Below are 13,534 nucleotides of genomic sequence, written 5' to 3'. Positions count from 1 at the left end.
CGCGATCACTTACATGAGCAAATTAAAGGTGGAAACATGGCTCTAATCAGTATGCGCCAACTGCTGGATCATGCCGCAGAAAATGGCTACGGTATTCCAGCGTATAACGTAAATAACCTGGAACAGATGCGCGCCATTATGGAAGCGGCGAGCAAAACCGATTCTCCGGTCATTGTGCAGGCGTCTGCTGGTGCCCGTAAGTATGCAGGGTCTAATTTCCTGCGTCATATGATTCTGGCGGCAATTGCTGAATTTCCGCATATTCCTGTGTGTATGCACCAGGATCACGGTACCTCTCCTGCTGTGTGTCAGCGTTCTATCGCGATGGGTTTCTCATCGGTCATGATGGACGGTTCCCTGATGAGCGACGGCAAGACACCTTCCAGCTATGAGTATAACGTTGACGTTACCCGCCGTACGGTAGAAATGGCGCATGCCTGTGGTGTTTCTGTTGAGGGTGAGCTGGGTTGCCTGGGTTCGCTGGAAACCGGTCAGGCCGGTGAAGAAGATGGCGTAGGTGCTGAAGGTACCCTGTCTCAGGAACAAATGCTGACTGATCCTGATGAAGCGGCTGATTTTGTGAGCAAGACCGGTGTTGATGCCCTGGCGATTGCCTGCGGTACGTCTCACGGTGCTTACAAGTTTACCCGTCCACCGACCGGTGACATTCTGGCGATTGACCGTATCCGTGCAATCCACGAACGTATTCCGAATACTCACCTGGTAATGCATGGTTCTTCTTCTGTACCACAGGAGTGGCTGGCAGTGATCAACGAGTTTGGTGGTGAGATTCCGGAAACTTACGGTGTGCCGGTTGAGCAGATCGTTGAAGGCATTAAGCACGGCGTGCGTAAAGTTAACATCGATACTGACCTGCGTCTGGCGTCTACCGGTGCCGTACGTCGCTTTATGGCGGAAAACCCGTCTGAGTTTGACCCGCGTAAATTCCTCAAAGCAACCATGGTGGCGATGAGTGATATCTGTACTGACCGTTATGAAGCGTTCGGGGCTGCCGGTCAGGCAAGCAAGCTGACAGCAATCTCTCTGGAAGATATGGCTGACAAGTACAGCGCAGGTGAGATGTAAGATTGCTTACTCTGTGAATTAAAAAAGCGCCTGAGGGCGCTTTTTTATTGCCTGTAAACCGGGCGTAATAAGCAGGGCTTACAGCATTGCCAGCAGTTGCCTGATCAGGTCGTGATGCTCGCCGTGGGGGGAGTATGCCGCATAAGCTTTCATTTCCAGATGGGGGGCATCTTCAACCACAAATAATTCACCACTGTTGACCCGCTCTGCGGTACTGACGACCGGTAAGTATGCGGAGCCACCGCTGCTTAGCATCAGCTTCATGGCGATGCGCATACTGTTGACCCGTACCGGGGCCAGTGGCCGTTGGGGGAAATAGCGCTCATGCAGTGAGTTAAAGACGCTGCCCCATTCGACCCGGATATAGCCACTGGACGTCGCCTGGTCAGCATTCAGGCCTGGCTGAGTTGATACCAGTTGCAGTGGAATGGATTTAAGTTCTTCGATTACCAGGTTGGCAAGTTTTGGCTGTTCATAAATAAAGCCGATATCAATGGACCCCCTTTCCAGCTTTTCCATGACCCGCAGGGTGGTACTGTCTTCTGCACGCAGAGCCAGTTCCGGCATTTTACTGTGAACTTCGTTCAGCCAGTCCTGCACGAAAATATCCCACAGGCTGGGTGTGCCGGCAACGACCAGCCTTTTATTCAGATTGGCACTCAGGGCAATGTCTTCATAAGCCCGTTCCCAGGCATTCAGAATAAAGCGTGCATGACGCACCATGTGTTCCCCGGCGGGGGTTAAACTTACCTGTTGATGGTTGCGGATAAACAGGCTCAGGCCGAGTAATTCTTCGAGTTGTCGGATGCGCGCACTGACCGTGGATGGTGCGACGCACAATATTTCTGAGGCTTTGCCGAAGTTTCTGGCATGGGTGACCTCAAGGAAGGTTTTCAGTAAAACAGTATCCATAATCGCAATTCGGTTTTTTTGTTCATAGTCGCTTGTTTTTTTCGTTTTTTAGAATAGCAAAACATAACTAGAATTACGCCCGGAATCTTTCCGTAAGAATATTGGTGAGGGGAATAAGGTCTGTGAATACAAGCACAGAAACGCAATCCCGGAGTTCTTCACTCCGTTGGTTAAAGCGTTTGCCCATGAAACAAACCGTCGCGGGCGCGGTATTTTTGGTGTTAGCCATTCTGATGAGTCAGGTTGTACCCAGCATAGAAATTGCCTGGGTGACTGCAGTATTGATACTGACAATTTATCTGTTTGCATTTGAGATTGTGGGCGTAGATGTCGCAGCCGTTCTGATTATGGTATTGCTGGGCCTGACCGGGCTGTTTGCGCCGATCATGGGGCTGGAAGAAGCGCTGGTGCCCAGTACCGCCCTGTTTAATGGTTTTTCGAGTAACGCGGTTGTCTCTATTATTGCCGTGATGATCATTGGTGCCGGTCTGGATAAGACAGGACTGATGGGTAAGGTTGCCAACTGGATTCTGAAAGTTGGCGGACGTACCGAGAAACGGATTATTCCAATCGTTTCCAGTACGGTGGGTTTTATTTCCTGCTTTATGCAGAACGTGGGTGCTGCAGCGTTGTTCCTGCCGGTCGTGAGCCGGATTTCAGGGCGTACCGGCTTACCGATGTCGCGGTTGCTGATGCCGATGGGGTTTTGCGCCATCCTGGGCGGCACCATGACGATGATTGGTTCCAGCCCGCTGATTTTGCTGAATGACCTGATCCTGACATCTAATCAGGCGTTACCGGCAGATCAGCAAATGGATACCTGGTCACTGTTTTCCGTGACGCCGGTGGGTATCTGTCTGGTGCTGACCGGTATCCTGTATTTTGTGGTTGCCGGCCGTTTCGTATTGCCAAACAATGAGGGCGACAGTAAAGCGGTCAGTACGCTGGAATACTTTAAAGACACTTATGGTGTTGATTATGAGCTGATGGAAGTCCGGGTACCGGAAGACAGTACGCTGGTTGATAAGACGCTGGCGGAAATCGAACGGCCTTACCAGGTACGTGTGACTGCGGCACAGTTTACCAATGGTATCCGCCGTATCGGTGCCGGTGGCCTGGAGCGTAGCGTCGGTATTGAGTCGAATACCATTCTGGCGGTCATGGGGTCTGCCGATGCGCTGGATAAGTTCACCGAAGACTTTGAGCTGGACCGTCGTCCGGAGCTGGATTCCTTTTCTGAAGCACTGTCTGCAGCCAAAGCAGGTATTGCTGAAGTCGTTATTCCGCCAAGTTCTCAACTGGTAGGTAAGTCTGCACAGGATGTCCGTTTACGGAACGCCTACGGTTTGGCGATGGTGGCGATGCACCGGGCAGGGGAAACGTCGATGGCCGGACAGGGCATCCGTACGGTTGAGTTTCAGGCCGGTGATACCCTGGTATGTCATACCACCTGGGAAGCACTGAACCGTGTAGCACAGGACAGCCTGAACTTCATTGTAGTGACCAGTAACTATCCGAAAGAAGATTTACGTCCTCACAAGGTTGGCTGGGCGCTGGGTTTCTTCCTGATTGCGTTAACCATGGTGCTGTTTACTGATATCCGCCTGTCGATTGCACTGTTAACCGGTGCGGTGGGCATGGTGTTGTCCGGGGTGATGAGCATTGAAGAAGCTTACGAGTCAGTCAGTTGGAAAACGGTATTTCTGTTAGCCAGTCTGATACCTCTCGGGATGGCGGTCGAAACGACCGGAACCGCCGCCTGGATTGCCGATCAGACGCTGAGTTTACTGGACGGTATGCCGATCTGGGGATTGCAGCTGGCAGTTGCCGTGCTGGCGACCTTCTTCACACTGGTTATGTCGAATGTCGGTGCGACGGTGCTGCTGGTGCCGCTTGCGGTGAATATCGCCATTGGCGCAGGCGCTGATCCTGCCGTGTTTGCCCTGACGGTTGCACTGGCAACGTCAAACTCCTTCCTGATCCCGACGCACCAGGTGAATGCACTGATTATGGGGCCGGGCGGTTACCGGGTACCTGACTTTATGCGGGCCGGTGGTGTGATGACGCTGCTGTTCCTGGTGGTGCTGATTGTGATGATGAACGTTGTGTTCTGATCATTTGATCATACATATAAAAAAGGCGCCGGATGGCGCCTTTTCTGTTTATTACGATCTATTTTTTCTCAAGCAAATACTCATAACGCTGATCGGTCAGGGTTTTCATAAAGGCGACCAAGGCATCAATGCGTTTGTTATCCAGCGCAGGGCCGGATTCCAGTTCTTTCAGTGCGATGTTTTCCGGCACTTCCGGTACCTGCCACTGAGCAGTGGTTTCCGGGTTAATCTGCCGTTTAGCGCTGCGGCTGTTGTACTTGTTGTAGAACAGCACGACGGTGCGCAGATCCTGGAAGACACCGTTATGCATATACGGACCGGTGACGGCCACGTTGCGTAAGGTCGGTACTTTAAACTTGCCGGCCTGTGCGGGATCGGTGACAGCAGGGTTGTCCAGCAAGCCCAGATCCTGATGGGCAGGGCTGACGCCATTGACTTTGCGCAGTTCGGTGTTGGTCGGTGTACCAATATTGAAGTACTGGTAGTTAGTAAAGGTTTCCTGATCTGCCCCCGGACGGCTTTGTAACTGGTGGCACTGGTTACAGTTGGTGAATTGCTGAGAGAAAAACAGCGTGCGCCCCAGTTCTTCCTGGGCGCTGAGTTCGTATTCGCCCTTCAGGTAGCGGTCATACCTGGAATCGAAAGGAGAGAAGAATTCGGTTTTCTCAAAGGTTTCAATGCTGTCCGCCATGGCCAGATATGCCTGTTCGGCGTCGTTCAGTACTTTAGGGCCATAGAGGGCTGCAAAGCTGCTCCGGTAGGCGGTATTTTCAAGCAGGCGCTGTAAAATGGCCGGTTTGTCTGCCATCGCCATTTCAACCGGATTGGTGGGCGGGCCCATTGCCTGTTCCGCCAGCGTATTGACCCGGCCATCATGAAACTGACCGCCCTGATATTTACCGTTTTTCAGTTCAAAAGCCGGGCTGAATGCTGCGTAGGAAGCCGTCGGAGCATTGCGGTCGCCTACTGAGGAGTTGTCACTGCCCAGCGAGGCAGCGCCGGCGACGCCGTTATCCCGCGGGTCTGCAAAGCCGTTGCCAGGATCATGGCAGGTGGCGCAGCTCTGATTACGGTTTGCTGACAGGTTAACGTCAAAGAAGAGTGCCCTGCCAAGCTCTGTTTTGGTTGCCTGGGCCGGTTCAGTCGCCTGAGTCTGGGTGGTAGCGATCATCAGGGTAACGGCGCAGAGCAGTGGAGTAGATCGGGTCATAAGCATTAATTTAAATGATAATTAGTTTGATTCAGAATTCTATCATAACCCTGTGAAAAACATGTGTATTCTCTTTGTTGCAGATCAGCTTTTATGGCGGTTCAGGTAAGTATTTATACCAGAATGTATTTCCTTCAGGGGCTGTACTCCGTTACCGGCGGGCTGTGATTCGTCAGGGTGGCGGGAATATGTACGGTTTGCAGGGTTTTGCGGATGATCAGGCTTGGTTACCGCTGTGATCACTTCTATGATGCAAACAGGATGAAGTAACAGGGCCGGTTTGGCTGTATACATTCTGACGTAACTGAGAGCTGCACATATGCAAAGTATTGAAGAGATCAGCCGGGAGGCGAGGGCCTGCAGACTATGTGAGCCAGCATTGCCCCACGGTGTCCGGCCGGTATTTCAGGTATCGGCACAGGCACGGATTCTGATTGCCGGGCAGGCGCCGGGACGCAGGGTGCATACCAGCGGGATTCCCTTTGATGACCCGAGCGGCGACCGGTTGCGGCAGTGGCTGGGGGTAGATAAAGACACTTTTTACGATCCTGATTGTTTTGCCATTGTACCTATGGGGTTTTGCTACCCGGGGACCGGCAAATCAGGCGATCTGGCACCCCGTAAGGAATGTGCCCCGGCATGGCGGGAGAAAATGCTGGCTGCGCTACCGGCGCTGGAGCTGAATTTGTTAATTGGTCAGTATGCGCAGGCATGGCATCTGGGAAAAAGTGATCAGAACCTGACGGAGCGGGTAAAGGACTGGCAGTCATACTATGAAACCGAGCCGGGGAAAGTTCGTAATTTGCCCTTGCCGCATCCCAGCCCGCGGAACAATATATGGCTGAAGCGCAATCCATGGTTTGAAGAATTGCTGATCCCGGAGTTACAACGGATGGTCGCGTTACTGTTAAATAAAAAAAGAGCACCCTGAGGTGCTCTGAAAAAACGCTTTGTGTGTGAAAAAGCGTGAGGCCTGATAAGGATCTGCCGGATTACTTTTTTGCCAGGCTGGCAAATTTTTCCTGCTGTTCCGGTGTCAGTTCAGCATATACCTTCTGCTTCAGCTCAGCTTTGTTGCGAATCAGGGTTGCGGTGGCGTCCTGCCCCTGTTTAATCAGGGCTTCAACCTGCTGAGAATAGTCCGCATCGGCAACGTTCAGGTGACGTAAGTCCTGACGCAGGGACTTCATTTCCCGCATTTGGTTACGCATGTCCAGGAACTGCTGGTCAAACAGTGGCGCCAGGGTGTCTTCCTGAGCGTCAGTCAGGTCAAGTTTTTTATCGAGCCGTTCCAGTGACATGCCCTGCATGCCGAATTTACCGTGACGGCCTTTGCCGTGATCTCCCCGGTCGCCGCGGGAGTATTCAGCGTGTTCGCCCTTGCCGCAGCCGTATCCTTCTTTACTGTCTGCCTGGGCGGCGCCGATGCCTAAAGTTGTCAGGCCAACGGTTGCTGTTGTGATTGCGATGATGAGTGATTTGCGCATGATCTTTCTCCTTTGAAAACTGCGTCTTAATTCGATGACTGCAGTATGTGAGATGTCAGTGCTAAGTTGGGTTAAGTCGGTGTAAAGTTAGGTAAAGCCTGTGCAAGGAGTACTGCTTTTGCTTATTCTGGTTGGCACAGAAACTGGCACAAGAGATTACTGAGGCGTAAACAATATGGCCGAGCAGCCACAGATTTTATTAATTGATGATGACCCGGAGCTGTGTCAGCTGATGGGCGAGTATCTGTCCCATGAAGGCTTTGATATCAGTTTTGCTCACAGTGCAGAAGAGGCGCTGCCGCGCTTAAAGCAACAGACATACAGCCTACTGATTCTGGATATCATGATGCCGGGACAGAGCGGGCTGGAGTTGCTGCAGCAGATTCGTCCGGCGGTCCAGACGCCGGTGATTATGCTGACCGGGCGGGGAGATGATGTCGACCGGATTCTGGGGCTGGAGATGGGGGCGGATGATTATCTGGCTAAGCCCTGTAATCCCCGTGAGCTGGTTGCCCGGATTCGCGCAGTTTTACGCCGGGCTAACCCTCCGGAGCGGGTCGATGAGCAACATCAGTTAAACATGCACGGCATCACGCTGGATACCGCTTGCCGGGAAGTGCAACTGAATGGCAACGAGCTTTCGCTGACCAGTGCTGAATTTAATGTACTCGCACAGTTAATGGTGAATGCGGGTCAGGTGGTCAGTAAGGATGCACTTACTGAAAAAGTACTGCACCGCAAGCTGACGGCGTATGACCGGGCAATCGATGTGCATGTAAGCCGGGTGCGGCAGAAAATTCAGCAGCAGTTACCGGCGACGGCCATCATTAAGACGGTTCGTGGCGAAGGGTATTTATTTATTGCTGACAGTGCCGGGGCGGTGTGATGAAACGGTTTACTTCACTGGGCTGGAAAATTTTTCTCTCGGTCTGGCTGACCAGCTTACTGGTAGTACTGATTACTGCGTTCGTGATGGGGCAGATCGTAGAACGGGAGAAACATCAGGAAGTGCTGGTCGCTAAAGCCATGGGATTTGCTGAGGTGCTGGTGGAGCGTTATGAGCGGACCGGGTCTGTGCAGCGTCAGGAACCGTGGCGTAAGAAAGATTATGACCGTGACCGGAAGGATGACGGGCGTGATGACGGGCAGAAATACAAGGGTGAATCGCGGGATCATGGCAGCCGTAAGCATAATCAGCGTGAGCGGGACTATCTGCCCTATTTCAAACTCAGGATTTATACCGAAGATAAGCAGCAGATAGCGGGGCCGAAGCGACCGGTGGGTGAGGCAAAAGCCGGCAGTATGTTTTTGACGTTACAGTCGGATACCGGCAGTAATTATCGGGTCGTTGTCGATATTAATCCGCGCAAGTCGCTGTTCTGGTCAATATTTAAATTTATGTTATCGGTGCAGATGGTGATTATTATCGTCGTCTCGGCACTGGCCAGCCTGTTATTAACCTGGATTGTGATCCGGCCGATTAAGCGTTTACGGCAGCATACAGAAGACCTCTATCAGGGGAATTATTCGGTACGTACGGACACCCGCTTATCGGCCAGGGCAGATGAAATCGGCGATCTGGCCCGGGAATTTAACCGCATGGCCGATCATGTTGAGCAGGCGCTGAATGCGAATCAGCGTTTGCTGCAGGATGTGTCCCACGAGTTGCGGGCACCTCTGGCCCGTTTACAGATGGCAACCGGGCTGGTGGAGCAGCGACTCGGTGACGATGACCAGAGCCTGGTAAACCGAATCAATCTTGAGTGTGAACGGCTGAGCCGGCTGATTGATGAAATTCTGAGCCTGGCCCGTCTTGAAAGTCAGTCCGGTGACGCGCAGTTTTTTGAGCTGGAGCCGTTACTGAGCAGCCTGATTGAAGACTGCCGTTTTATTGCCCCTGAACATACTCTGAAATGGCAGGAGAGCGGAGAACGGTCCGGGCTCTTTGGTCAGGCCGAACTGTTGCGGCGTGCCGTGGATAATATCCTGGGTAATGCCATTAAACATACGCCTGCGGGGAGTGATATCAGCATCAGCGTCAGCCAGGCTGGCACGCGTTGCAGGATTTGTATCGACGATAACGGGCCGGGGGTGGACGATGCTCAGCTGGAGCGGCTGTTTGATCCGTTTTACCGGCAGCAACAGGTTGATAACGGCTACGGTCTGGGTCTGAGTATTGCCAAGCGGGCGGTTGAGTTGCTTGGCGGGCGGATTGAAGCGAACAGCCCGCCGGGTAAAGGGCTTCAGGTGTGTATTGAATTACCGCTGGCTAAAGAATCCTAGTTTTAGTGAGCAATCAGTATTTAATATTGACTGATATTTGTCATTTCAGGATATTGTTGATTAACACATTGTTTTTTATACGGTTATAAGAAAATTAAGGCGTGCTTTTATAAGGCTCTGTGCCATTTAAATAGCTGATACTGATTTAGAGTAATCAATTTTATATATTGATAAGTTGTTTTTGATATCAGATCTGTCGTGAATAATAGCCCTGGATACCGCTCAGGGCTTTAATGGCACGACCCGAACCTGATCCCCCGGGCGGATATGCAACTGGCTGATACAGCGTTCCGGCAGGTAGATATGTCCTGTGTCCCGGCAAGCGTCAGCCAGCAGACAGCGAAACTCCTGCAGCCGGGAATTACTCACCAGAAAGCGGTTACTGATGACGGCTGCGGGGGCATCGGTCTGGATCAGAGCTGTGAGGCTTTCGCTATCCCTGACCGCACGGATATCATTGAGTTTACAGGCCAGTGTCGGGCCGCCATCAAAAATATCCACATAGTTTTCGTAACGGAACCCTTCGTTTTCCAGCATTTGCTTGGCCGGTGCGGTATGTTCGTGTACTTCACCAATGACATCCTTTGCGGTGTCGGGGAGCAAATGTATATAAATGGAATGCTTCGGCATAAGTTCCGCAATGAATACTTTGTTGCCGGTCCCTGTCAGGTAATCAGCCTGAGAAAACTCCATGGAAAAGAAGTGCTGTCCCAGGCCATTCCAGAAAGGCGATTCCCCTTCCTGATTACTGACCCCGCGCATTTCCGCAATGACCTTCTGGCTGAAACGTTCCCTGAACTCGGCCATGAACATAAAACGGCTTTTGGAGAGCAGGCTGCCGTTCTGATTTTTTCTTGCACCGGGGCGCAGGTATAAGGTGCAGACTTCGGCACAGCCGGTGTAATCGTTGCACAGATAAAGGGTTTCAAAGGTGTTGTGTACGTCAAGCTCCCGGGAAGCATGTACGACGATACCGATGCGGTAATGATAAAACGGCAGCTGCAGTCCGACGGCTGATTCAATGCCACAGACGCCCACCACTTCACCTGATTCAGCATCTTCCATGACGAACAGATAGGTTTCACCTTTAGGCGACGAAACAGATCGCTCCATTGCGCTGCAGCTATGACGGATACGTTCTGCAAGTAAATCCCTGTTGGCCGGTAAAGAAGTAAAGCCCGGGCCGCTTTCCAGCGCTATATCGTAAAGAACATCCAGGTCTTTAATGGTGATCGGCCGGATCAGATTGGCAGTGGTATCCATGTATCACACTCCTGATGTCGCAGAGAGTTATAAACAGGTCAGATCAGTTTTTCTCTGTGATTAAGTTTAGACGGAATCCTTCAGTCGGATAGTGGCAGGCATTTGTGGATAAAAAATAAGACAAGATGTTGCAAAGAAAAATTTAAATATTATTATATGCGCATAGACAGATATATTAAATCTGTCATGGATCTGAAACGTATAAGGTGTGTGATGGAATCCAGTGCGCAGTTTTTTAAAGCTTTGTCCGAGCCCGTTCGGTTACGTCTGCTGAATATTCTCAATCAGCATGAAGAAGTCTGTGTATGTGATCTGGTGGATGCTTTGGGAATCTCACAAAGTCTGGCTTCACGGCACCTTGCCTATTTACGCAACAGCGGTCTGGTGCAGGCCCGGCGGGAAGGCGTCTGGATGCACTATCGTTTGCAGGCTGATGTCTGGCAAATGAACTGGTTAAAGGAAATGCTGGATCAGTTGGCTACACGTGAACAGCAATTGATCACTGACCTGCAGGCCCTAACTGAACTGGCGTGCTGCAAAAGTGCAGACGCGTAACTGACTAATTTTATTGTGTGGAGAGTGTGATGAGTATCCGGGTTGCGATTAACGGTTTTGGCCGCATGGGACGTCTGGCATTAAGAGCCTGCTGGGGCTGGCCTGAACTGGATATTGTACTGATTAATGACGTGGCTGCAGATGCCGCGACGGCTGCCCACTTGCTGAACTTTGATTCTCAGCATGGCCGCTGGGTGCAGCAGGCTGACGCATCGCAGGATGGTTCAGTAATTGAAGTTGCTGATAAGCAGATTCAGTATTGCCAGCAAAGAAACATCAATGATTTGCCGTTGGCGGAAAATCAGGTTGATATCGTTGTTGATTGTACCGGTGTGCATAAAACGACACCGGCCCTGCAGCCGTATTTTGCTCAGGGGGTAAAAAAGGTGGTGGTGTCTGCGCCGGTAAAGGACGGTCCTTTAAATATCGTAATGGGCGTAAATGACCATCTCTATGACCCGCAACAAAATCACATTGTGACGGCGGCCTCCTGTACAACTAATTGTCTGGCGCCGGTAGTCAAGGTGATCCATGAGCAACTGGGGATCGTGCACGGCTCCATGACTACGATTCACGATATCACCAATACTCAAAGCATTCTGGATACCCCCCATAAAGATTTACGCCGGGCACGGGCGTCCGGGATGTCGCTGATTCCGACAAGTACCGGTTCAGCATCGGCCATTGCGCTGATCTTTCCTGAACTGGAGGGTAAGCTGAATGGGATTGCGGTCAGGGTACCGCTGACGAACAGTTCCCTGACGGACTGTGTGTTTGAAGTGTCCCGGGATACCGATATTGCAGAAGTTAATCGCGTCTTGAAGGAAGCGGCACAGACTTATCTCGCGGGAGTGCTGGGGTATGAAGAACGTCCGCTGGTGTCAGTTGATTATGTGGATGATATCCGTTCCGGCATCGTTGATGCGCCTTCGACAATGGTCATCAACAAGCGACAGGTCAAATTACTGGTCTGGTATGACAATGAAATCGGTTATGTAAACCGGATGATGGAACTGACGAAGAAGGTTGCAGCCCGGTTGTGAGTATTCTGGCCCAAAAAGCCCTGACGCCCTGGCAACAGTATTTACTGGTTACCCTGAGCTACTGGAGTTTTACCCTCACCGACGGCGCATTACGGATGCTGGTGGTGTTGCACTTCAACAGCTTGGGGTACAGCCCGTTTGCAATTGCCATGCTGTTTGTCCTCTATGAAGTCTGCGGTGTAGTCACAAACCTGCTGGGCGGCTGGCTGGCTACCCGGTTAGGCCTTAACCGGACGATGCATGCGGGCTTGCTGATTCAGATAGTTGCGTTGTTTATGCTTGCAGTCCCGGATGAATATCTGACTGTGGTGTATGTGATGCTGGCGCAGGCATTGTCCGGTATTGCCAAAGATCTGAATAAGATGAGCGCAAAAAGTGCGATCAAAACATTGCTGCCAGAAGAACAGCAGGGGCGGCTGTATCGCTGGGTCGCGTTACTGACCGGCTCAAAGAATGCTCTGAAGGGCGTGGGTTTCTTCATGGGTGCTGTCTTGCTTCAGGTGTTTGGCTTTGCTGGCAGCCTTATGGTGATGGCGGGCGTATTAGTCTTTGTGCTGATCCTGACAGCGAGTCTCGTCTGCAGTGAATTGGGGCAAATGAAAGTAAAGCCGAAATTTCTGGAGATTTTCTCCAACAGCCAGTCAGTTAATGTGCTGTCAGCGGCCCGTCTGTTTCTGTTTGGTGCCCGGGATATCTGGTTTGTGGTGGCGTTACCCGTCTATCTCCAAGTGGTGCTGGGTTGGGAGCATACAGATGTGGGGACTTTTCTGGCTGTCTGGGTTATCGGTTATGGTGTGGTGCAGGTTTGTGCGCCGGCGATTACAGGCTCAGATAAAACGTCTGGCGGCCATGCCGGTGTGTTGCCCGGAAGGAAAGCTGCTTTTCGCTGGGTCTCAGTATTGAGTATGGTTCCTTTCCTGATGTTGCTGGTTGCTATGCTGTCCGGAGGGTTGTCAGGGACAATTCTGGTCACCGGGTTGCTGGTGTTTGGTGCCGTCTTTGCAGTGAACTCATCATTGCACTCGTATCTGATACTCAGATATGCCCGTACAGAAGGAGCGTCTCTTGATGTGGGGTTCTACTATATGTCTAATGCCGCGGGCCGGTTGCTGGGTACGGTATTGTCCGGTGGGGTATATCAGGTGTGGGGGCTGGAGGCCTGCTTATTAGTCAGCGCTTTATGTCTGATGGTGGCGGCTGCGATTTCATTGAAGTTACCTGAGGTTGGCACTGCTGCTTAGTCAGTCAGATGAGCAATAAAAAACGCAGCCGAAGGCTGCGTTTTTTTTATGCCTGCTGTTTAGCTATATAAGTTGTGCAGGAACAGGTACTTGTTGCAGCGCAAAAACTAATTTCAGCTTTCTGCAAAAAGCCTGTTGACACTTTTGGCTGCGTGCCTATAATACGCCCCCACATTGAGACGCAGGGCAGCGGCAACGCAGCTAAGCAAGCTTAATGAGAGTCAGAATAAACTACTGAAAAACAAATTGTTTTGCAGTGTGAGTCAACTGATTCGACCGGAACGAAAAAGGTGTTTTCCGGTTTTGATAAGTTCTTCGGAATTAATCAAAATCTTCTGAA

Annotated in this window: 12 protein-coding genes; 8 read left to right on the top strand and 4 right to left on the bottom strand. The window is 51.5% G+C overall.

Features of this window, described 5'->3' with window-relative positions:
* Positions 1-36: 36 nt before the first annotated feature.
* Positions 37-1,086, top strand: coding sequence for a class II fructose-bisphosphate aldolase (fba, locus tag PCI15_RS21945; protein ID WP_205659629.1), 1,050 nt, complete (start codon positions 37-39; stop codon positions 1,084-1,086).
* A gap of 78 nt (positions 1,087-1,164) precedes the next feature.
* Here fba and PCI15_RS21940 read toward each other — a convergent pair whose 3' ends face one another.
* Positions 1,165-1,998 carry a LysR family transcriptional regulator gene (locus PCI15_RS21940; RefSeq protein WP_271271994.1) on the bottom strand — a complete coding sequence of 278 codons (834 nt, stop codon included), beginning with the start codon at positions 1,996-1,998 and terminating at the stop codon, positions 1,165-1,167.
* Positions 1,999-2,183: 185 nt separating this feature from the next.
* Between PCI15_RS21940 and PCI15_RS21935 the strand changes: the two genes are divergently transcribed.
* Positions 2,184-4,112: an SLC13 family permease gene (locus tag PCI15_RS21935; RefSeq protein ID WP_271271993.1), complete on the top strand. Its 1,929-nt coding sequence runs from the start codon at positions 2,184-2,186 to the stop codon at positions 4,110-4,112.
* Positions 4,113-4,170: 58 nt separating this feature from the next.
* Here the strand turns inward: PCI15_RS21935 and PCI15_RS21930 are convergent, their stop codons facing one another.
* A complete protein-coding gene (locus PCI15_RS21930) occupies positions 4,171-5,322 on the bottom strand; it encodes a cytochrome-c peroxidase (protein WP_336296721.1) in 1,152 nt (383 codons plus the stop codon).
* A 319-nt stretch (positions 5,323-5,641) separates the two neighbouring features.
* Here PCI15_RS21930 and PCI15_RS21925 point away from each other — a divergent pair, with 319 nt between their 5' ends.
* A complete protein-coding gene (locus tag PCI15_RS21925; protein WP_271271992.1) occupies positions 5,642-6,253 on the top strand; it encodes a uracil-DNA glycosylase family protein in 612 nt (203 codons plus the stop codon).
* Positions 6,254-6,314: 61 nt separating this feature from the next.
* Here the strand turns inward: PCI15_RS21925 and PCI15_RS21920 are convergent, their stop codons facing one another.
* The gene (locus PCI15_RS21920) at positions 6,315-6,809 is read right to left on the bottom strand and encodes a Spy/CpxP family protein refolding chaperone (protein WP_271271991.1); all 495 of its coding nucleotides are present in this window, start codon (positions 6,807-6,809) and stop codon (positions 6,315-6,317) included.
* 175 nt (positions 6,810-6,984) lie between these two features.
* On the opposite strand from PCI15_RS21920, the gene PCI15_RS21915 reads away from it, so the two are divergent.
* Positions 6,985-7,695 carry a response regulator transcription factor gene (locus PCI15_RS21915; RefSeq protein ID WP_271271990.1) on the top strand — a complete coding sequence of 237 codons (711 nt, stop codon included), beginning with the start codon at positions 6,985-6,987 and terminating at the stop codon, positions 7,693-7,695.
* The gene (locus tag PCI15_RS21910; protein WP_271271989.1) at positions 7,695-9,092 is read left to right on the top strand and encodes a sensor histidine kinase; all 1,398 of its coding nucleotides are present in this window, start codon (positions 7,695-7,697) and stop codon (positions 9,090-9,092) included. Before PCI15_RS21915 ends, PCI15_RS21910 begins: the two co-directional genes overlap by 1 nt.
* Before the next feature lie 222 nt (positions 9,093-9,314).
* Here the strand turns inward: PCI15_RS21910 and astA are convergent, their stop codons facing one another.
* Complete coding sequence (gene astA / locus PCI15_RS21905; protein WP_271271988.1) at positions 9,315-10,355, bottom strand: arginine N-succinyltransferase; 1,041 nt, start codon at positions 10,353-10,355, stop codon at positions 9,315-9,317.
* A gap of 213 nt (positions 10,356-10,568) precedes the next feature.
* Here astA and PCI15_RS21900 point away from each other — a divergent pair, with 213 nt between their 5' ends.
* From PCI15_RS21900 to arsJ, 3 genes are read left to right on the top strand one after another with little or no spacing between them, the layout of a single operon-like run.
* Positions 10,569-10,910, top strand: coding sequence for an ArsR/SmtB family transcription factor (locus PCI15_RS21900; RefSeq protein WP_271271987.1), 342 nt, complete (start codon positions 10,569-10,571; stop codon positions 10,908-10,910).
* A 29-nt stretch (positions 10,911-10,939) separates the two neighbouring features.
* On the top strand, positions 10,940-11,953 hold the full coding sequence (locus PCI15_RS21895) for an ArsJ-associated glyceraldehyde-3-phosphate dehydrogenase (RefSeq protein ID WP_271271986.1): 1,014 nt from the start codon (positions 10,940-10,942) through the stop codon (positions 11,951-11,953).
* A 2-nt stretch (positions 11,954-11,955) separates the two neighbouring features.
* Positions 11,956-13,194, top strand: coding sequence for an organoarsenical effux MFS transporter ArsJ (arsJ, locus tag PCI15_RS21890; RefSeq protein ID WP_271274667.1), 1,239 nt, complete (start codon positions 11,956-11,958; stop codon positions 13,192-13,194).
* Positions 13,195-13,534 lie beyond the last annotated feature (340 nt).

Origin of the sequence: Aliamphritea hakodatensis (assembly GCF_024347195.1) — a bacterium.
In the GTDB taxonomy this organism is placed as follows: domain Bacteria; phylum Pseudomonadota; class Gammaproteobacteria; order Pseudomonadales; family Balneatricaceae; genus Amphritea; species Amphritea hakodatensis.
Note: the sequence above shows the minus strand (reverse complement) of the source record. Positions and strands in the feature narration are given on the sequence as shown.

Bases quoted from the DNA above. Each gene is read 5' to 3' on its own strand.
- fba (WP_205659629.1), top strand. From the start codon at position 37: ATGGCTCTAATCAGTATGCGCCAACTGCTGGATCATGCCGCAGAAAAT.
- PCI15_RS21940 (WP_271271994.1), bottom strand. From the start codon at position 1,998: ATGGATACTGTTTTACTGAAAACCTTCCTTGAGGTCACCCATGCCAGA.
- PCI15_RS21935 (WP_271271993.1), top strand. From the start codon at position 2,184: ATGAAACAAACCGTCGCGGGCGCGGTATTTTTGGTGTTAGCCATTCTG.
- PCI15_RS21930 (WP_336296721.1), bottom strand. From the start codon at position 5,322: ATGACCCGATCTACTCCACTGCTCTGCGCCGTTACCCTGATGATCGCT.
- PCI15_RS21925 (WP_271271992.1), top strand. From the start codon at position 5,642: ATGCAAAGTATTGAAGAGATCAGCCGGGAGGCGAGGGCCTGCAGACTA.
- PCI15_RS21920 (WP_271271991.1), bottom strand. From the start codon at position 6,809: ATGCGCAAATCACTCATCATCGCAATCACAACAGCAACCGTTGGCCTG.
- PCI15_RS21915 (WP_271271990.1), top strand. From the start codon at position 6,985: ATGGCCGAGCAGCCACAGATTTTATTAATTGATGATGACCCGGAGCTG.
- PCI15_RS21910 (WP_271271989.1), top strand. From the start codon at position 7,695: ATGAAACGGTTTACTTCACTGGGCTGGAAAATTTTTCTCTCGGTCTGG.
- astA (WP_271271988.1), bottom strand. From the start codon at position 10,355: ATGGATACCACTGCCAATCTGATCCGGCCGATCACCATTAAAGACCTG.
- PCI15_RS21900 (WP_271271987.1), top strand. From the start codon at position 10,569: ATGGAATCCAGTGCGCAGTTTTTTAAAGCTTTGTCCGAGCCCGTTCGG.
- PCI15_RS21895 (WP_271271986.1), top strand. From the start codon at position 10,940: ATGAGTATCCGGGTTGCGATTAACGGTTTTGGCCGCATGGGACGTCTG.